Genomic DNA, 19,553 nt, shown 5'->3' on the forward strand with positions numbered 1-19,553 from the left:
GTCTCGCGCCGGCACCGATGTCGAGCGCCGACCCATACGCCATGGAGGTGCCTGAGGGGCAGCAACACTACAACGGGGACGGAGAGGACCCGGCGGCGCCCGGTGGCGGGCCCGCCGGCACGCCCGCTCCCGCGCCCGCACCCGCTCCCGGACCTGATGGAGGTGGCCAGCCATGATGTCCAAACAGGTGAAGTGGCAGCTGGTCTTCTTCGCGATTATCACCGTGATCGGGCTGACGGCAATGTCCGTCGTCTACCTCAAGTTGCCGCAGCGATTCGGTTTCGATCGCGTGGATGTTGCGCTCGAGATGCCGGTTACAGGCGGTTTGTATCAGAACGCCAACGTCTCATACCTAGGTAATACGGTCGGCACCGTTGAAGAGGTCAACCTCAACCCCGATGGCGTACGCGCCAATCTCTACATCGAGGAAAGCGCCGATCTGCCACAGAACGTACGCGCCGAAATCCGCAGCGTGTCGGCGGTGGGTGAGCAGTATGTCGACCTCATCCCCGTCGGCGCTCCCGATGGGGAACTCGAGAGCGGCACCGTGCTGCGCGGAGACCAGGTGTCGTTGCCGCAGGGGATGGGCCCGGTGCTCGATCAGGCAACCGCGCTCCTCGCGAGCGTCAACAACGAAAAGATGCGCAATGTGCTCCAGGAGAGCTTCGACGCCTTTGCCGGCAGCGAGCAGGACATGCAGCGCCTCATCGACTCGACGAGACTTTTCGTGCAGGAAGCCAACAACAATTCCGACGCGGTCAATGCACTGATCAAAGACGCCGAACCGCTGCTCAACTCTCAGATTCGTTCGGAGGATTCGCTGAAGAAGTGGATCAGCAATCTTGCGAACGTTACCGATCAGCTACGCGAGAACCGGCCGCAGCTCGAGAGCATCCTCGACAACGGGCCGGAAATGCTCGCAAAGACACAGCGAACGATGGACGAACTCCAGCCGGTCCTGCCGGTCCTCGTCGCCAATCTCATGTCGGTCGGTGAGGTCGGTGTCGTCTACAACCGCTCCCTTGAGCAGCTCTTCGTGTTGTATCCGGCAATCGTCTCGGCGCTTCTCACTGCTATCGACGGCGGAAAGGATGCCGATTCCATCAAGGTCGATTTCAACCTGCAACTCAACAACCCGCCGCCGTGCACCACGGGCTTCATTCCCGCGGCCGACCAGCGATCGCCTGCCGACCTGTCGGTTCCCGCGCAGATCAACGGTCTGTACTGCAAGGTTCCCTCCGACGCGGCAACGACCGTGCGCGGCGCTCGGAACCTGCCATGTATGGAGTATCCGGATCGCCGCGGTGCTTCCGTGCAGCAGTGCCGCGAGGGTGGCTACGGCCCGGACGACGTGCTCGGAGACAATCCGCCCGACAACAGCGAGATCGGTCCACCGCAGACCGAGCTCCCCGACCTGGGGCTGCAGGATTGGCCGGCCGGTGGTCAGGATCCCAACACGTACGCGACCACGGCGGCCATGTACGACCCGGACACCGGTGAGTATGTAGCCTCTGACGGGAAGACCTACTCCCAGTCCGATCTGGGGAAGAACACGGCACTCGCGTCCGGCGCTTCGATGACGGATGCCGTGCTGAACGGAGTGAAGGTAAGTTGAGCCGAGCACTAGCGTCCCGCAAGGCGCTCATCGCGGCTGCCGCGGTGGCCTTGATCGCCCTCATCGTCGCGTTGGTCGGTGCCTATATGGCACTTGATGCACGCGCCGAGGCAAACGAGATCCGCACCACGCGCGCGGCCACCTACGAGCAGCAGACCGACGCCGTCAACCTTGCGACAAAGGTCATGACCAATCTGATGACCATCCGCCAGGACACCATCGCCGAAGATGTCGACAAGATCGAGGCCGACATCGATGGCGACTTCGCGAGCCAATTCAGCCCGCGTAGAGACTCCTACGAGAGCATCGTCGAGCTCAATAAGGTCGTCGCGGAGGGCTCCGTTGTCGCCGCCGGGCTGGAGAACCAGACCACCGACGACGACGGCAAGACCCAGTACAACATCGTCATGGCGGTCGACCAGCAGATCCAGAATCAGCCTGCCGACGACTCAGGCGATGCCAAAAAGGACGACAAGGACGACAAGTCCAAGAAATCGGGCGATGCCGCGGGTGACAAGAGCTCCGGCGACGATGCCGCTGCGAAAGACGACCCGACGGCGAGTTCTGGAGACCCCAATGCACACACGTACCGGGTCCGAGTAGTTGTTACCCCGAATGACGACGGAGTACTGAAGGTGACAGGGGTGAACTTTATCCCGTGAGCGATTCAACCAGCGACGCGATGGGCGCCGCAGACGATCCACGACGGCTTCGCCGAGCGGAACGGGCTGCGCGCAAGGCGCAGAAGGCCCAGGACAAGGCAGACCGGGCGCGGCTAGAGGCTCTCGACGCCGTGCGAGCGAGTGGCTTCGATGTCAACGAGCCGGGCGCAGGGAAGGACCGAGCCGCAGCCGAATCCTCCGAGGAGTCGGATAATGCGGCCACGCGAGCCGCTGCCGGAGAGAAGTCCGGAGCGGACAAGAGTGGCGCAAGCAAAAGCAGCGCAGGCAAGACCAATGCGGGAACGGCAGTAGCAGGCGCAGCCGCGACCGCAACGGCAGCAGGGAGTGCCGACGCGAAGGCTTCGAACTCCGACACCGAAAAGAAGGGTGCGGACACCGTAACGAAGGGCGCGGACACCGAAAAGGAGAAGGTGGGCGACGACGCGGGGGAGGACGGTACCGCGACGTCATCCAGCCGGACAAAAGAAAAATCCACCGATCTCCGGACGGCATCGGCGCCGAACGGGAACCCGAAGCTCGCGAAGGCGCTCCTGGCAGTCGCAGCGGTGTTCGCCGTTGTGGCGGTCGTCAGCTGGGTGGGTTATAGCAGCCAGCACGATGCCGTCGCGAGCGAGCAGGCCGAGACCAACGCTCCTTACGAAGCCGCCGACGCGGCGCGCACCATCGTGACCAACATGTTCACTTATGACGCCGAAGGCGTCGACGAGCAGCTGGGCCGGGTTGAACCGCAGCTCACAGGGGAAGCGGAGAAGGAGTTCCGCGAAACGACGAGACCACAAGTGGCCTCCCTCGCCAAGGAGACCGAGGCGAATTCGTACGCGACGGTCGCGGCGGTGGGGCTCGAAGAGCGAATCGACAGTGACCATGTGGTCACCGTGATGATGCTCAACCGCATGGTCTCGACGAAGGACAACCCCGAGGCGCAGAATTCGTCGACGAGGCTTCGGGTCAGCGTCGACCGTGTCGATGAAGGCGACGGGCAGGTGTGGAAGGTGTCCAAGGTCGAGGTGCTCTAGCAGCCCCGGTGCAACCCGAATTTAGACCTTCGCGGACAGCTCCTCGCCGCCCAAAGCCTTGAGGAACTGGCGCGCCCACCGCGTGACGTCGTTGGTAAGCACCTGCCGGCGCAAGGTCGTCATGCGGCGACGGCGCTCTTCCGGATCGTCGTTGACCGCGAGCTCGATTGCATCCTTGACCCCGTCCAGATCGTGCGGGTTGCACTTGTACGCCCGCCGAAGCTCGGCCGCCGCGCCCGTGAACTCCGACAGCACGAGCGCGCCGTCGCCATCGACGGTCGCCGCGACGTACTCTTTGGCGACGAGGTTCATTCCGTCGCGGATCGGGGTCACAAGCATGACGTCGGAGGCACGGTAGAACGCGAGGAGTTCCGCCTGCGGAACCGGCCGGTGGACATAGGTGACGATTTGATGGCCGATCGTGCCGAACAGGCCATTGATCCTGCCGACCGCGTGCTCGATCGAGGAGCGCATCGTCTGATACTGCTCGACGCGTTCGCGGCTCGGCGTGGCGATCTGCACCAGGGACACGTCGCTGGCTCCGATTCGCCCTTCGGCGATGAGCTCCTCGAGCGCGCGAAGGCGGACGTCTATGCCCTTGGTGTAGTCGAGCCGATCCACGCCCAGCATGAGCAATTTCGGGTTGCCGAGTTCCTTGCGGATCTCTTTCGACCGCTGGCGGACTTCCTTGGATTTGCTGCGCTCCGAGATTTTCCCCGAAGCGATGGAAATCGGGAACGCGCCGACTTTGACCTCGCGGAAACCGACCTGCACGACGCCGGAGCGGCTGCCCTTGCGTGCCGTGCCGATGCTGCGCCTTGAGGTCTCGTAACCCGAAAGGCGAGAGGCGAGGTAGAGGAAGTTCTCGACGCCACCGGGCAGGTGAAATCCGACGAGGTCGGCACCGAGCATGCCTTCGATGATCTCCGTGCGCCACGGTAATTGCATGAACAGTTCGACCGGCGGGAATGGGATGTGCTGGAAGAACCCAATGTTGAGGTCAGGCCGGATCTGCCGCAACATCTTCGGCAGGAGAAGCAGTTGGTAGTCCTGCACCCAGACGGTTCCTTGCTCGGCGGTCGCGGCCGCCACCGTTTCCGCGAAGCGCCTGTTGACCTCTACGTAAGCAGACCACCAGTGGCGGTGATACTCGGGCTGCACGATCACATCGTGGAACAGCGGCCACAGCGTGCCATTGGAGAAGCCCTCGTAGTAGTACTCGATCTCCTCCGCGGACAAGGGGACCGAGTGCAGCTCGATGCCGTCCGCCTCGAAGGGTTCAGGGTTGGCGTCGGGCACGCCGGGCCAGCCGACCCATGCCCCGGACGAGGCCTGAAGTACCGATTCGAGTGCGGTGACGAGTCCGCCGGGGGAGCGCTTCCACACCTCGGTGCCGTCGGCGCGGCGCTCCAGGTCGATGGGGAGTCTATTGGCGACAACGACGAAATCGGCGTGGCCGACATTGCTGGTCAGCGTGCTTCGAGGCGCGGAATCTCCACGTGCCCCGTTGGACGTTTCGTTCGGTTTAGCCGCCTTGGCCGTCACGAATTGCCTCCTCATTGCCCCGATCCGTGCGCGCTGCCTGTGCCGCCGCGCGAACCCCCGTCGCCGCTACGCCGGGTCGGTACCCACTTTACGTGCGTGGGCGGGAAGGCGAATGAAAAGTTCGGAGCGCGAGGCTATTTGGCCTCTTCCTCCTCGACATCGCTCTCGACGATGCTCGTGGAGGTATCGGGGCCGATGCCGAGCATGTTGAGCAGCATCGTCGCTTCGTCGGCGTCGGCGGAATGCGCGGTTACAACCAGACGGGCGCGGTCGGCGGTCTCGTCGGCAACCGGCTCAAGGTCGTCATCTTTGATGACGTCGGGGGTCTCGTTTGTCTTGCCTGCCATGTGTCTCCTCCTGCAACTGCGCGCTCCGGCTCGTCGCTCGCGCAGCTAGTGGGCAATTTTTAACTATGACGTCGAAGGTGCGCAGCCGTCGTGGCTGCGGGTGTCAATACCAGCCATCCTACCGTGTGGGCCGGTGTCGGCCGTACCCGCTACATGCAGGAAGCCGGCGGCGGGCGCCGATCACGCCTGGAGAAAGGCGTTCCCGCCGCCGGCCAACGCGGACTAGAGGTCGGCGGCCTGCGTTCTACGCATGACGCGAGTGAGCCACTCACCGAAAACGACGCCCGCTGCGAGCGCGACGGCGATACCGCCGGCCTGGGACAACTGTCCCAGGGCGGACGTGGAGTTGTCCGACAGTAGCCCCGAAAGACCCCGGTACAGGGAAAGGCCGGGGAGCAGCGGAGCGACACCGGCCACGGTGACGATCATGTGCGGAAGCCCGACCCAGCGAGCGAAAATACCGCCGATCAGGCCGGCTGTGGTTGCCGCGGCGCCAGATCCGACGATTGCGCCCAGGTCATTTGTTGTACACAGCGTATATACGGTGATCGACACCATGCCGACGAATCCCGCCAGCACGATGGCTTTAGGTGTGGCGTAGGAGGCCAGCGAGAACCCCGCGGCGCCGACGCCAGCGGCGAGCAGCACGACGATGAACGGGTTACCGCCGTAGAACGTGGGATTGATGGGTGGCGCCTCGATGCCGAAGCGCGCGAAAAGGGCGATCGCCGTGGCAATACCACCCACGACGCCGCCGGTGAGCATCGTCGTCTCGACCACGCGGCCCGCCGACGTCACCGGATAACCGGTGATCGCATCCTCGATGGCGCCAACAAGCGTGAGGCCGGCCAGAAGCACGATGATGCCGGCCGCGACGACCTGCGAAGGTCTCACGTCCACGGCGGTGTTCTCGAAGACCCGATACGCCGAGAGCGCGGTCATGCCCGCGATGAAGCCACCGATGAACTGTTGGAAGAACACCGGGAGCCCCACCTTCGACAGAAGACGGTTGATCCACATCGTTGCGAAAACCGAGACGAAGGACAATGCCGCCGCGAGCGGAGCGCCGCCGAGCTGGAGCACGACGCCGGCGGCGAGAAACGACCACCCTGCGATAGCCGTGTTGAACTTGTACGGGTGCGGAGCATTGGTGATCTGCTCGACCTGAGCCGATGCCTGATCGAGGGTAATCTTGCGGCGGATGATCGCGTCGATGAGACGCGTCACGCGGATCATGCGCGTGAGGTCGATGGTGCGGTATTCGACGACCTTGATCACCGAGATCGGCGGGCGGCCGGGCCTACGCCCGACGGCCATTGTCAGCGAGGTGAACGTGATCTCGACCGTCGCGTGGGGAAGACCGAACGATGCCGCGACGGATTCAGCCTGCAGCGCGGTGTCTGCGGCGCCCTCGCCCGAGGACAGCAGCACGACCGCGATATCCAGCGAAAGCTGCAACACGGAGGTCACGGTGGCGTCGTCGTCGAGGTCGATGGGTGCCCACGGCGACAGCGGTGGCTCAGCGGCGCGGTCGATCGCCGATTTACGAAGGCCCCAGCGTGCCAGAGGACGCCAGAACGGTTCCAGGGTAGTCGTCACGGCCTCCCGAGCTGTTGCCGCGCGATTCGACGGATTCGATGCCGCCATATCCGAAACTGACCTCCCTTGATGCGTAGCGCCGTTGGCTGGGGATACAAGCGAACTGTTGGCCGGGCCGTGCCAGGAACCGACATTTCACGAGTGAAGTAGTGGATGTGAGACCAACGCCGTACTGCCGGTTGCCATTGCCGCCGCCAATAGCGTGCGCTCGCCTCGTGTGAAAATATGAACAGTGCGGCCAGAATAGGCGCACGAACGTTCGCCAGATAGACTATCTGGGACTTGCTGGAGTGGCGCAATTGGTAGCGCACCCGACTTGTAATCGGGCGGTTGAGGGTTCAAGTCCCTTCTCCAGCTCCACCACTTTTCCGTACCGATTGTGGGTTCAAAACGTCTGTACGGCAACCGGTTTCGGCTTGTCGACCGACGTGTGAAACGTGCCGTGTTGGCGAGTGGGAACTGCCAAGACGGCACGACAGTGGCGCAAATCGCATTCAGGGGTTCTGCTGGTTACCCCCAGTGCTGCCGAGGTCACGGCTCCGGAAGTTCGAGAATTTAGTCCGATGCCAGGCGGCCGAGCGCCGCCCAAGCGGATTCGAGGTTTGCGGTCGCAGTGCGAAGTGTCGACTCGGCGCGGTCCAGGTCGTCGATCAGTGAAACCAGTGTTTCGTCCGAGCTCCATCCGGACCCGGTGTCGGCGCGCAGCTCATCGGGATTCCAGGTCTCCACGTCGAGGCGGATAAAAGCGAGTCGCTCCGAATGCGCTCGCAAATCGGAGACGAACGTGCCGAATTCCGGGTAAAGGTCCTGCGGTCTCACTGAAGTCGTCCGAAAGGCTTGAAGGTGCGAAGGCAGCGGGGGCTGGGTGCGGGCATCGATTACTCGGCGACGTTGTCGTGGCCGAGCTCTCGCAAGGCGGCTCTGATGGCCTCGGCGGCCGCGTCCATCGACGCTGCGGAGGCGTCTGAGTCGGCCTTCGATAGGTCGAAGCCGCCCATGTCCCACGCGGGGAACACATGTACGTGAGTGTGGGGAACCTCGAATCCGGCAATGAGCTCACCCGCCCGCGGAGCGTCGAATGCGGAGATGACGCCAGCCCCGACGATCTGTGCCACTTTCATGACGTGGACGAAGTCCTCAGGGTTGAGATCTGTCCAGCGATCGACCTCGGCGCGGGGTACGACGAGCGTGTGTCCATCCGTCACGGGAGCGATAGTGAGGAACGCCACACAAACGTCGTCCTTCCATACGAATCTCCCCGGAAGTTCGCCATCGATGATTTTGGTGAAAATCGAAGCCATAACTCGGATGCTACCCGCAGTTATCGCCCTCATGCAGGACACGAGTGGTTTGCCAAGAGGCGAGACGGATGCGGAACTCCGGCGTCATTCCCGGTGAAAACGGTGGGGAAACCAGCAACAGTTAGACACTGTAAGGACGGATGTAAAACCGGAAACACCGGCCTTCTGTGCGTTATTTACCTTCTCGACACGTAATATATGTGACAGATCGAACACAGTGGTTCGGTAGCTTTTGTGTTTCACCGTTCGACAGTGCACGAGGTCATTAGAGACGGAGAATCCGGGGAACGGGCGCTTGCTCACCGGGTATTGGGGCAGCGCCCCGGAACACCCGAAAGTTATCCATGTTTCCAAGGTTTTCGCCAGGAAGTTTGCAGCTCGCGGCCAGGAATAGGTAGTACCGTTCGGCGAACGAGACGGGGTTGTCGTGCCGCTTCCGGCCTGTGTGCTGTCACATGCCTGGTTTCGGATGCTGCAGCGATGCTGGTGCAGGGGTCTCCGTATCCGGGGACGGATGGAGCCTGAGGGCACTCCTTGCGCGTTGGCGCCGCGTCGGTCGACGCTCGGCGCACATGCCGGCGTGTACGGCATCCATTTACGGTGCACGTCGAATGAAGATCGACACGCAAGCCCTAACCACACGATATGCGTGAGGCCATCTGAGGTCCGCGCATGCGGATTGCGCAGGCGAAGGCAGGAGCCGTCGTACGCACGATCCGCGAACGCGAGACTCCGCGCGGCGACTGAATCGGAACCGAATTCTCGAACGAATAAGGTCGCGGCACTCGTCGGCGAATCGCAACGAAAAGTCGCCCAATAAGTATCAGCGCGATTTCCGCTTCCCCGGGCAGAGGTGACCGGGGCAGTGGCGTGCTGGTCGGACGACGCTTTCCGCACGACAAACAAATGACCAAGGTATTTACATAAGGAGGGCCAAACGTGTCCGCCACGAACCAGCCGAAGAGCGGGGCAATCGCCGAACCCCGCAAGCCCTATCATCACGGCGACCTACGACGGGCGATCATCGCTTCGGCGACTCGCCGCGCCCGGCATTCCGGCGAGCGCGCGATCGTCCTGCGCGAGATCGCCGCGGAGATCGGCGTCTCGGCGACAGCCGCTTACAGGCATTTCACCAACCGCGCCGAGCTCGTCGACATCGTCGCGAGCCGGGGGATCGAGGAGATGGCGGAGAGCATGCGCACTTCGCTCGTACTCGACGCCGGTGTCGCCGCCGAGTCCGAATCCGAACGCGCGGGCCTCGCTGCCTGGGCCGACGTGCGCAACGCCTGCCGCGCCTACGTGAAGTTTGCCATCGACGAGCCCCAATGGAATCGCATGATCTCCGAAACCGGTGGCACGTCGCCGGTAGTGCGCGAGGCCGCGGACAAGCTCATCGCCGCGTTGCGCAAGCCCGCCGAGAAGGGCGTGCCCTCCGGAGTGTTCCGTGCCGAGATCTCCGATACCGAGACTCTTGAGATCTGGTCGTCGCTACTCGGGATGTCGATGATCAGCGCGCTCGGGTTTATCGGCGAGGGTAAGGACGTCGACCGGATCTGGGACGTTCTCGACGCTCAGTTGCAGCGCGTTATCGGACCGATCCTTCTCACCGAGAAGGGGCGCGAGCTCGTCGCCGAGCAGAAGCCGTTCCCTGCCGGCGCGCTTTCCGATCTCACCGATTGGCTATAACGGACACATCGTGCGGCGTCGCGAAGGCGATTCGGAAGTCGGATAGGATTTCAGCGTGCGAATTCTTGTGATCGGCTCCGGCGCCCGCGAACATTCCCTGCTGACCACCCTGGCGAAAGACCCGGACGTGGACGAACTCCACGTCGCGCCGGGCAATGCCGGAATGGACGAGGTGGCCAAGGTGCACCCTGTTCAGGCCGCCTCGGGCGCCGAGGTGACGGCGCTGGCGAAGGAGATCGGAGCGGATCTCGTGGTCATCGGACCCGAGGTCCCTCTCGTTGCGGGCGTGGCGGACAAGCTGCGCGAAGACGGTTTCGCGGTGTTCGGCCCTTCGGCCGCGGCAGCGCAGATCGAAGGCTCCAAGGCGTTCGCCAAGGACGTGATGGCCGCGGCAGGGGTTCGTACAGCCAAGGCACTCATCGTCGACTCGACCGCCGATCTCGACGCAGCGCTCGACGAGTTCGGCCCGATGTTCGTGGTCAAGGACGATGGTCTCGCGGCGGGTAAGGGGGTCGTGGTCACCGACGATCGGGACGCGGCGCGGGCGCACGCGATGGCCTGCCTCGAAGACGGCCACCCGGTGCTGCTCGAGTCTTTCCTCGATGGGCCGGAGGTCTCTCTGTTCTGCCTCGTCGATGGTGAGAATGTCGTGCCGCTGCTGCCCGCTCAGGATCACAAACGCGTCGGCGATGGGGACCGCGGCCCGAATACAGGAGGCATGGGCGCCTACACGCCGCTTCCGTGGCTGGATGACGGCGCCGCTACTCAGATCGTCGACGAGGTCGTCGCGCCCGTCGCGAAGGAGATGGTCTCTCGCGGGACTCCGTTCTCCGGGCTGCTCTACGCCGGGCTCGCGATGACCTCTGCAGGCCCGTCCGTGGTCGAGTTCAACTGCCGGTTCGGCGATCCGGAGACGCAGGCGGTCCTCGCTTTGCTGGAATCCCCCCTCGGCGAGGCATTGTCGGCCGTGGCCGGCGGCATGCTCGCGGACCTTCCTCCGCTGAAGTGGAGGGACGGTGCCGCGGTGACCGTCGTCCTCGCGGCCGAGAACTATCCGTCTACCCCGCGCAAGGGCGATGTCATCACCGGCGCCTCGCAGGACGGAGTGCTCCACGCGGGCACCGGGCGCAACGACGACGGTGAATTCATCTCGGCCGGCGGCCGCGTGCTGTCGGTGGTCGGCGTGGGCGCAGACCTGCGTGAAGCGCGTACCCAGGCCTACGAGATCCTCGACGGGGTGCGCATGCGCGGCGGGCATTTCCGCACCGACATCGGGCAGGCCGCGCTCGACGGCCGAATCGAGATTCCGAAGGTATAACAGGATTGCGGGGCGAATACTCGTCGCCCCCGCACGTAAGGCGGACACGCAATGGCATCGGACCGGGCAACGAACCGCGCCTCCGGCGGCGACGGGCCCTCGCGCTCGGCGCGCTCGCACGTCGAGCGTTTCCGCGTGATGGAGGTGATCGATGCCGCCGCCGCGCGCCAGGCCAGCCACGGAGACATGATTTCGCTGTCCGCCGGGCAGCCGTCCACCAGCGCGCCTGCACCCGTGCGTGCGGCAGCCAGGTCAATGCTCGACGAGCACATCCTCGGGTACACCCCGACACCGGGCATCGCGGAACTGCGCGCCCGCATCGCCGAGCTCCACGAAACCCGGTACGGCTACGAGGTAGACCCTGACTCCGTCGTCATAACCACTGGATCTTCGGGCGGGTTCACCGCGCTCTTCCTCGCCGCCTTCGATCCCGGCGACACCGTCGCTTTGGCGCGGCCGAGCTACCCGGCCTACCGCAACACCCTGGCGGCGCTCGGTTGCGAGGTAGTCGAATTCGATCCCGTCGATACCGAACGATTCCAGCCGAGCGTGGACGACCTCGAACGTCTGACGGCGGAGCTCGGCGCGCCCCCGGACGGCCTCGTCATCGCGTCTCCGGCGAACCCGACGGGCGCGATCATCGGGGAGGACGAACTCGCCGCCATCGCCCTCTGGTGCGATGAGGCGGGCACCTTGCTCGTGTCGGACGAGATCTACCACGGCATCACCTTCGGCCGCCGATGCGCGAGCGCCTGGGAATTCTCCCGGAACGCCGTGGTGATCGGTTCGTTCTCCAAGTATTTTTCGATGACGGGCTGGCGCATCGGTTGGATGCTCGTGCCCGCGGGGTTACGGGAGGCCGTGGACGTCCTGCTGGGGAACCTGTCGATCTGTGCGCCCGCCAATTCGCAGTACGCGGCACTCGGCGCTCTCGGCCCGGAGGCTGAGGCCGAGCTCGATGGACACGTCGAGCGGTATGCGGCGAACCGCGACCTCGTCGTCGGGCGACTCGAGGCGTTGGAAATGCCGCTCATCGCGCAACCCGATGGGGCGTTCTACGTCTACGTCGACGTGTCGGCACACACCTCCGATTCGCTGAAGTGGTGCCGCGAGGTTCTCGACGCGACCGGTGTGGCGCTCACCCCGGGCGTCGATTTCGACCGCCGCGGCGGGGACACGACGGTGCGCATGAGCTTCGCCGGCGATGCCGAGAGCATCTCGATTGCGCTCGATCGACTTGGGGAATTTCTCTCTCGCTGACACCTCACGGGGCAATTACCCACGTTCGTGGATACACACTAAGTGTGACCTGCGCCATACTTGACGTGTGGCTGTGGGTTCCCCTGCGGCTGCCTGGGCACGGCGCTGCTCCATGCTCGGGCGAGGTTTTCCGAGAAGTGAGGAGCCGGACGTGTCCGCAACGATTGAAAAAGGCGCTGGCGACGATACCCGGACCGCGAGGTCTGTCGACCAACTGCTAGCCGAATACGACAGCCCCGACGCCTGCGTCGCCGAACTGCTTTGCGACCGCCACGACCCCGAGGCCACCGCATTCACGGTCGTTGCCGAGGGCGAAGACGGGGCACTGCGGACCACCCCGCTGACCTACGGCTCGCTGAGGGCGCACAGCGAAAAGGTCGCGGCTGCGCTCGCCGATCTCGGCGTGGGGGAGGGCGACGCCGTCGCCGCCTTGATGGGCAAGTCCGCAGAGCTGGTCAGCGTGATCCTCGGGATTTGGCGTCTCGGTGCGGTATACGTGCCGCTGTTCACGGCCTTTGCGTGGCCGGCCATCGAGATGCGGCTGGAGGGCTCGCGCACGAAGGTGATCGTGAGCGATCCGGGGCAACGCGAGAAAATCTCCGGCGGCGATGCGCAGGTTGTCGTCGCGGGTTCCGGCGAGGCGACGGCGTCTGCAATTCGGACCGGGGACCTTCGGCTGGATGAGCTGACGGCGCAGGCGAACTGGGGTGATCGCGCCGCCGCTCGAGGTGGTAGCGACGCGACGATGGTGGTGCTCTACACGTCGGGCACCACAGGACGGCCAAAAGGCGTGGTGATCCCCGTGCGGGCGCTTGCGTCGTTCCACCAGTACATGGAAATCGGGCTGGACATGCATCCCGAGGACGTGTTTTGGAACTCCGCCGACCCAGGCTGGGCCTACGGCCTCTATTACGGTCTCATGGGGCCGATGGCGCTCGGCTTGCCGAACATTCTGCTGACCGCGCCGTACTCGCCGGCTCTCGCGCTGCGCGTATTCGAAGAGTGCGGAGTTACGAACTTCGCCGCCGCTCCCACGGTGTATCGCACGATCCGGGCGCACGCTGGGGATGCGGCGGGGCCCACGGTGCTGCGCTGCGCGTCGTCGGCCGGCGAGCCACTGACTCCCGAGATCATCGAATGGGGCAAGAGCTTCTTCGGTAGCGAGGTCCGGGACCACTACGGCCAAACCGAACACGGGATGTTTATCGTCAACGCGTGGCATCCGCAGTATCGCAACGAGCTCCGCGCCGGATCCATGGGCGTTTCCCTGCCGGGGTGGGAAAGCGAGGTGCTCGATCCCGTGGACGATCGTCCGATGGATCCCGCTGCGGTGGGGGACTCCTCGGATGACCGGATGGGTCGGGTGGCCATTGATATGTCCGCGAGCGCGCTCAAATGGTTCGGCGGCTACCTCGACGCGCCGGAGAAAACGGCCGAGCGGTTCTCCGCCGACGGGCGCTGGTACTACACCGGGGACGCAGGAAAACGTGGGAAGGACGGACTGTTCTACTTCGCCAGTCGCGACGACGACGTCGTTATCATGGCGGGCTACCGAATCGGTCCGTTCGACGTGGAATCTGTACTGGTACAGGACCCGGAGGTGGTAGAGGCTGCCGCGATCGGAGTTCCGGACGAGCTTCGCGGTGAAGTGCTCGAAAGCTACGTGGTTCTACGTGGGGGAATTCCGGACGCGGAAGCCGCCGAGGAAACGACCGCGCGGCTGCAGCAACTGGTGAAGACACAGTTCGCGGCGCACGCGTACCCGCGCCGGATCCACTATGTTGCGGAGCTGCCCAAGACCCCGTCAGGCAAGATCCAGCGATTCTTGCTGCGAAAGAAACGCGCCGCCCAGAGTTGACGAGGGAAGGGCGAAGTGGCGTCCGGGCGAGGGCGCTCGAGCAGAGGCGGCTAGAGGCCGGGCGCGGTGATGGGCAATAATCGAAGGCGTGACTGATAGCGCGAATAGCCCAGCAAAGCCTCGTATCGCCAATGTTCTCGCCACAAGGTATGCGAGTGCCGACATGGCGCGGATTTGGTCGGCCGAGAACAAGATTCGGCTCGAGCGGCAACTGTGGATCGCCGTGATGCGAGCGCAGTCCTCGCTCGGGTTGGATATCGCCGACGACGTCATCGCCGACTATGAGGCCGTGATCGACCAGATCGACCTCGACTCGATCGCCGATCGCGAACGCGTGACCCGCCACGACGTGAAGGCGCGGATCGAGGAATTCAACGCGCTGGCCGGGCACGAGCACATCCATAAGGGGATGACGAGCCGCGACCTCACCGAGAATGTGGAGCAGCTGCAGCTGCGGCAGTCGCTGGAACTCGTACACGGGCGCGGCGTCGCGGCTGCGCGGCGACTCGCCGAGCGTGCAGTCGCCTACCGCGATCTCGTGATGGCCGGCCGTTCGCACAACGTCGCCGCCCAGGCCACGACGCTCGGCAAGCGCTTCGCCTCGGCTACCGAGGAACTCCTCATCGCCTTGCGACGCGTGCGGACCACCGCCGACAACCTCCCGCTGCGCGGAATCAAGGGGCCCATGGGCACCGCACAGGACATGTTGGATCTTTTTGACGGCGACGAGGCCAAACTGCAGGAGCTCGAAACGCTCGTCGCGCAGCACCTCGGATTCACTCAGGTCTTTAGTTCCGTGGGGCAGGTGTATCCGCGTTCGGTGGACCACGAGGTAGTCGGCGCGCTCGTGCATATGGGAGCGGCGGCGTCATCCTGGGCCCACACCGTGCGCCTGATGGCGGGAAACGAAACGGTGACCGAGGGCTTCAAGCCGGGGCAGGTCGGCTCGTCTGCGATGCCACACAAGATGAATGCACGTTCGTGCGAGCGGATCAACGGGATGCAGGTCGTGCTGCGCGGCTACCAGTCGATGGTGTCGGAGCTGGCCGGCGCCCAGTGGAACGAGGGCGACGTGTTCTGCTCCGTGGTGCGGCGTGTCGCGCTTCCAGACGCGTTCTTCACGCTCGAAGGGCAGTACGAAACCTTTCTCACGGTGCTCGAGGAATTCGGCGCCTACCCGGCGGTGATCGACAAGGAGCTCCAGCGCTACCTGCCGTTCCTCGCGACGACGAAGGTGCTCATGGCGTCCGTGCGGGCAGGAGTCGGGCGCGAGACCGCGCACGAGGCGATCAAGGAGAACGCGGTCGCTGTCGCGCTGGCGATGCGCGAGGAAGGGCGCGAACCCGACCTGATAGAACGGCTCGCTGCCGACGACCGTATTCCGCTCGACAAGGACCAGCTCGAGGCTGAACTGGCGCAGAAGGACGCGTTCGTCGGCGCGGCCGGATCGCAGACCGATGCGGTTGTGGCTCAGGTCGCCGACCTCGTCGAACAGTACCCGGACGCTGCGCTGTACAGCCCGGGCGAAATTTTCTAGCGCGCCTCGTGGCGCCTTCGCTTTCGGGCCGCGAAGGCGCTGGGCTTTGCGTGTGCACGGAGCGCAGGGAGCAGTGCGCGCGGGAACCGAGTGGGTTCGGTCTACGTTCAGGCGGGCTCGGCTGAGTTCCGACGTGGCGTATTCGGCGTCCACTCGAATTTTTCGGGTTCGCTCGGATCCGGACGAACCGACCAGCCGTCGGGAGAGCCGTTGATTCTGTTGTGATGCGCGCGGCACACGAGAAGCAGGTTTGCGAGCGTGGTTCGTCCGCCGTCATTCCAGGGTTTTAGGTGGTGTACCTGGCACCTCACCGCGGGTTCGTCACAGCCGGGGAACCGGCAGCCATCGGCTTGGGCGTAGAGCACCAGGCGTTGGATCGCGTCGGCGAACCGGGAATCGGCGTTTTTGGTGTCGGGGTCGATCTCGTCGATCCGGAACAAGCGCTCGCGGCCGGCGACCCGTGTGGATAGATAGCTGGGACCGCCAGAGGCCATGTCGAGAGCATCGCGTACCGACACGACGGCGCCGGAATTAGTCGACACGAGCGTGCCGAGATTGGTCCAATCTCCCGGGCCGAGGCGGATGACGATCGAAGCGACCCGGGTGGTGCGGGACGACGCGTGCGTGTCCGCCGGTGTATCGGTATCGGTATCGGCAGGGGCTTGGGCCTGAGCCGTGTCTGATGCGCTGGACGGTTCGTCGGTGGTGGCGAGATGGTCGAGGAGTAGATCGTGGAACGCCTGCTCGTGGCTGAGGTCCTCGGGGACCCGGCCCTCCTTCGCTGCATCTTCGGCCTGCTTCGCGCGTAGCGAGCTCGCCTGCGCCGACAGCCCTCCGAGTAAAGAGCGAGTTCCCGGGGTGACGTTGAGAACGAGCTTGGACATGCCGTCGGTTTGTTGACCGTAAAGTCGCGCCGCCCGGGCCGCGCGCTGCTGCGCCTGCCGATCCTTGCCGTCGGAGGAGAGCTTGGGGCTGAGTGAGGTTTGTACTTCCTGCTTGAGGGTGGCGGCGGACTTCGTGCTTGCTCGGCGCACGATACGTTCTTCGGTGTTATCGAGAACGGCACTGTCGAGGAGGTCTTCGTAGGGTTCGCGTGCTGACGCGATGGCGCGGGCTTGAATCGCGGTGATCTGTAGGTCGATAAACGCGCGGCCGGCGATGGTGTCGACGAGATCGAAGGTATCCAGCCGGGTGTGCGCCTGGGGCCTGCTGCAACCCGTCGCCTCGGAGAGTCCAGCGGCGATTCTGGTGCGGGAACGGTTCAGTGCGTTCTCCGATGCGGCGAAATGCCCGGCGTGAAGCACCGCCGCGACTTCCGCGCGGCGGGCGATCAACTCGATTTCACGAGCGACGGAGAACCGTTCGTTGTCGCCGAGCCAGCCCCTCGCGGGCGCCAACGTCGCGCACACGTCGGCGAGTGCCTCGCTCGCTCGGTGTACGAGGGGGACCGGGTTCTCGTGGAGCGTCGCGTCATCGGGGATGTCGTCCATGCCCGCCACACTATGAGGCGGCACCGAAAGTCCCGCCGCGAAACCTGCAGCGAAATCAACCGCTGTGGATACCGGCCCGGTCTGTGGATTGCGGGGAGACCAACCGGTCAAGGGGTGTCGTCCGGTGCGGCTCGTCCGTCCGGGGTCTTGTGGCCAACAGTCCTGACAATCGCGACTTTGATGGGCTATAGGGGTAGCGACACCGGATAGATGCCCGTGGACGTGAGGAACGTCGCGACGGCGATGGCGATCGAGGCAGCCCCGCCGAGCACGAGCGCGCCCCACTTCGCCAAGGTGTTGGGAATCGAGTTACTTGTTCTGGTCGCCGAGGCGGGCTTCGCCGCCTCCGTCCGTGGGCGCGTTTTCACGGCGACCGCGGAAGTCGATTCGCCAGGCGACAACGAAGGCTTGTGCACGACAGGTTGCGGCGGGTGCGGCTTGTTCTTCGCCGAGGCCACGCCCCACCACACCGCAGACGTGACGGCAAGTGCCACCGACCAGTAGACAGTCGAACCACGGAAGACCTCGTCGCCGAACACTGAGTAGTGGGTGGTGAAGCGAGCGACGATCGCGCCGACAAGGGCAAGGATCGTGGACGGCAGGCCCGCGCTCTCGCGGAGACGCGGTACGAGCACGACCACGAGGAGCAGGATCGCCGCGACGCAGATAGCCAGCGTCGCGAACCCCGTCATCAGGAAATTAATGGCGCCAGAAGGGCCGTCAAGCAGACTCACACCGGCGACGATATTCTCCGATGCTGGCAGCTTCGCAGATGATCGCTGAGAGACCGGTGATAGTAGGGCAGGAATTTCGGGCGCCGTATGGTCAGGTGAAAGCGGCGTCCGACGTCATGGGTGGGGCTACTGTGTGGGAATGACGTACCTCCCCAGCATCGACAGCATGGCTTCGGAACCTTGGAACGCCGGCGAGCCCGGCGCGGACGCAGGCGCGGGCACCTTGTTCGGCAGGTCGTTTCCGGCGCGCGGTACCGAGCGCGCCGCGCTGCTGCTTGTGCACGGGTTCGGCGAGCACCACGGACGCTACGCGCGGCAGATCGAGCATCTCGCCGAGGCAGGGGTCACCGTATTCGCGTTCGATCTTCCCGGGCACGGGCGCTCCTCGGGCCGGAGCGCAGTCGCCGACGTGAACGCCTTGGTCGGCACGGTGCACACGGCGCTCCTGCGCGTGGCCGAATACGCGCGGGAACGCTCGATCCCGGTCGGGATGATGGGCCATTCGATGGGAGGCCTGCTTGCAGCCGCGACCGCGGTGCGCGTGCCGGGCGCCGTCGACGGGATGTTCCTGTCCTCGCCCGCGCTGCTCGTCGGAGCCGGATACCCGGAGTGGTACAAAAATCTTGGCAATCTGCTTGCGGCGCTGGCGCCGTGGGCGCCAGCATCCACTTTGGACCCATCGGGGATCAGCAGGATCGAGGAATACGTGAAGGACTATTCCGGCGACCCTCTCATATTCCATAAGCCCGTTCCCGCGTTGACGGCGGCGACGATGTTGTCTGCCGGCGAGTCGACGCGCGCACAGGCGGGAACCATATCGATTCCCACGAGGATCATCCACGGAACGGAAGATTCCGTGGCCGACATCGCCGGTTCGCGCGAGTTCGCCGCGCTGTCCGCGGCCGCGAGAGAGCGCGCCGGACTGACCCCGACGGTGACGCTTACCGAGTTCCCCGGCGCCTTCCACGAGATCTTCAATGACCTCGACGCCGATGCCGCCTACATCCAACTCGACGAATGGTTGGACGAGCTCTTCGACGCATAACCCGGCGGGCTGCCGAGGCCTCCCGCCGTGCGCGGACGGGCGTGACGGAAGACGTAGGCTGGTCGGCATGCGCGCGCAATTAACTGACTATCGACATCTCGGCGGCGGCAAGGTCCGCGAACTCTACGAAATCGATGCGGATACTCTGCTGCTGGTAGCTACGGACCGCATCTCGGCGTACGACCATATCCTGCCCTCGCCGATCCCCGACAAGGGACGCGTGTTGACGGCGATGAGCTTCTTTTTCTTCGATGCGTTGGGCGTGCCCAACCATCTCGCGGGCCCTGCGGACGACGAACGGATCCCCGCCGATGTCCTCGGCAGGTCGATGGTCGTGCGCAAGCTCGACATGGCCTCTGCGGAATGTGTGGCGCGCGGATACCTCACCGGATCCGGGCTGGTCGAGTACCGCGACCGCGGAACGGTGTGTGGCATCGAATTGCCGGATGGGCTGACGGAGGCGAGCCGGTTGCCCGAGCCGATCTTCACGCCGGCGACCAAGGCCGAACAAGGCGAGCA

General features: G+C 64.6%; 17 protein-coding genes and 1 tRNA gene. 11 read left to right on the top strand and 7 right to left on the bottom strand.

Going from position 1 to position 19,553, the window contains the following annotated elements; translation table 11 throughout:
* Positions 1-172: 172 nt before the first annotated feature.
* From K8V11_RS12035 to K8V11_RS12045, 3 genes are read left to right on the top strand one after another with little or no spacing between them, the layout of a single operon-like run.
* Positions 173-1,615: an MCE family protein gene (locus tag K8V11_RS12035; protein WP_303914572.1), complete on the top strand. Its 1,443-nt coding sequence runs from the start codon at positions 173-175 to the stop codon at positions 1,613-1,615.
* A complete protein-coding gene (locus K8V11_RS12040; RefSeq protein ID WP_303914576.1) occupies positions 1,612-2,277 on the top strand; it encodes a hypothetical protein in 666 nt (221 codons plus the stop codon). The genes K8V11_RS12035 and K8V11_RS12040 overlap by 4 nt, the downstream gene beginning before the upstream one ends.
* Complete coding sequence (locus K8V11_RS12045; RefSeq protein ID WP_303914579.1) at positions 2,274-3,314, top strand: hypothetical protein; 1,041 nt, start codon at positions 2,274-2,276, stop codon at positions 3,312-3,314. The genes K8V11_RS12040 and K8V11_RS12045 overlap by 4 nt, the downstream gene beginning before the upstream one ends.
* A 21-nt stretch (positions 3,315-3,335) precedes the next feature.
* Here K8V11_RS12045 and K8V11_RS12050 read toward each other — a convergent pair whose 3' ends face one another.
* From K8V11_RS12050 to K8V11_RS12060, 3 genes are all read right to left on the bottom strand, one after another.
* Positions 3,336-4,787: a trehalose-6-phosphate synthase gene (locus K8V11_RS12050; protein ID WP_303914616.1), complete on the bottom strand. Its 1,452-nt coding sequence runs from the start codon at positions 4,785-4,787 to the stop codon at positions 3,336-3,338.
* Positions 4,788-4,993: 206 nt separating this feature from the next.
* Entirely contained in the window at positions 4,994-5,206 is a 213-nt protein-coding gene (locus tag K8V11_RS12055) for a hypothetical protein (protein ID WP_303914581.1), read from the bottom strand.
* Positions 5,207-5,428: 222 nt separating this feature from the next.
* A complete protein-coding gene (locus tag K8V11_RS12060) occupies positions 5,429-6,805 on the bottom strand; it encodes a threonine/serine exporter ThrE family protein (RefSeq protein WP_303914584.1) in 1,377 nt (458 codons plus the stop codon).
* 284 nt (positions 6,806-7,089) lie between these two features.
* Between K8V11_RS12060 and K8V11_RS12065 the strand changes: the two genes are divergently transcribed.
* Positions 7,090-7,165, top strand: a tRNA-Thr gene (locus tag K8V11_RS12065).
* Between the two features lie 195 nt (positions 7,166-7,360).
* Here K8V11_RS12065 and K8V11_RS12070 read toward each other — a convergent pair.
* Together K8V11_RS12070 and K8V11_RS12075 are read right to left on the bottom strand one after the other, a co-directional pair.
* Positions 7,361-7,624 (bottom strand): hypothetical protein, encoded by a 264-nt coding sequence (locus K8V11_RS12070; RefSeq protein WP_303914587.1) that lies wholly within the window; start codon positions 7,622-7,624, stop codon positions 7,361-7,363.
* Between the two features lie 59 nt (positions 7,625-7,683).
* On the bottom strand, positions 7,684-8,106 hold the full coding sequence (locus tag K8V11_RS12075) for an HIT family protein (RefSeq protein ID WP_303914590.1): 423 nt from the start codon (positions 8,104-8,106) through the stop codon (positions 7,684-7,686).
* Between the two features lie 939 nt (positions 8,107-9,045).
* Between K8V11_RS12075 and K8V11_RS12080 the strand changes: the two genes are divergently transcribed.
* The 5 genes from K8V11_RS12080 to purB all read left to right on the top strand — a co-directional run bounded on the left by K8V11_RS12080 (position 9,046) and on the right by purB (position 15,765).
* Positions 9,046-9,792, top strand: coding sequence for a TetR/AcrR family transcriptional regulator (locus K8V11_RS12080; protein WP_303914592.1), 747 nt, complete (start codon positions 9,046-9,048; stop codon positions 9,790-9,792).
* Positions 9,793-9,847: 55 nt separating this feature from the next.
* A complete protein-coding gene (gene purD, locus K8V11_RS12085) occupies positions 9,848-11,110 on the top strand; it encodes a phosphoribosylamine--glycine ligase (RefSeq protein ID WP_303914595.1) in 1,263 nt (420 codons plus the stop codon).
* 51 nt (positions 11,111-11,161) lie between these two features.
* Positions 11,162-12,370 (top strand): aminotransferase class I/II-fold pyridoxal phosphate-dependent enzyme, encoded by a 1,209-nt coding sequence (locus K8V11_RS12090; protein ID WP_303914598.1) that lies wholly within the window; start codon positions 11,162-11,164, stop codon positions 12,368-12,370.
* 151 nt (positions 12,371-12,521) lie between these two features.
* Positions 12,522-14,228: an AMP-binding protein gene (locus tag K8V11_RS12095; RefSeq protein WP_303914600.1), complete on the top strand. Its 1,707-nt coding sequence runs from the start codon at positions 12,522-12,524 to the stop codon at positions 14,226-14,228.
* 88 nt (positions 14,229-14,316) lie between these two features.
* Entirely contained in the window at positions 14,317-15,765 is a 1,449-nt protein-coding gene (gene purB / locus K8V11_RS12100; protein WP_303914603.1) for an adenylosuccinate lyase, read from the top strand.
* A gap of 107 nt (positions 15,766-15,872) precedes the next feature.
* Here the strand turns inward: purB and K8V11_RS12105 are convergent, their stop codons facing one another.
* Positions 15,873-17,255: an HNH endonuclease signature motif containing protein gene (locus K8V11_RS12105; protein ID WP_303914605.1), complete on the bottom strand. Its 1,383-nt coding sequence runs from the start codon at positions 17,253-17,255 to the stop codon at positions 15,873-15,875.
* A 185-nt stretch (positions 17,256-17,440) separates the two neighbouring features.
* Positions 17,441-17,989, bottom strand: coding sequence for a hypothetical protein (locus K8V11_RS12110; protein WP_303914608.1), 549 nt, complete (start codon positions 17,987-17,989; stop codon positions 17,441-17,443).
* Positions 17,990-18,155: 166 nt separating this feature from the next.
* On the opposite strand from K8V11_RS12110, the gene K8V11_RS12115 reads away from it, so the two are divergent.
* Complete coding sequence (locus tag K8V11_RS12115) at positions 18,156-19,034, top strand: alpha/beta fold hydrolase (RefSeq protein ID WP_303914610.1); 879 nt, start codon at positions 18,156-18,158, stop codon at positions 19,032-19,034.
* 67 nt (positions 19,035-19,101) lie between these two features.
* A partial coding sequence (locus K8V11_RS12120) for a phosphoribosylaminoimidazolesuccinocarboxamide synthase (RefSeq protein ID WP_303914613.1) occupies positions 19,102-19,553 on the top strand: 452 nt, incomplete at its 3' end.

The sequence above is a fragment of the Dietzia timorensis genome (assembly GCF_020742175.1).
Classification (GTDB): Bacteria; Actinomycetota; Actinomycetes; order Mycobacteriales; family Mycobacteriaceae; genus Dietzia; species Dietzia timorensis_A.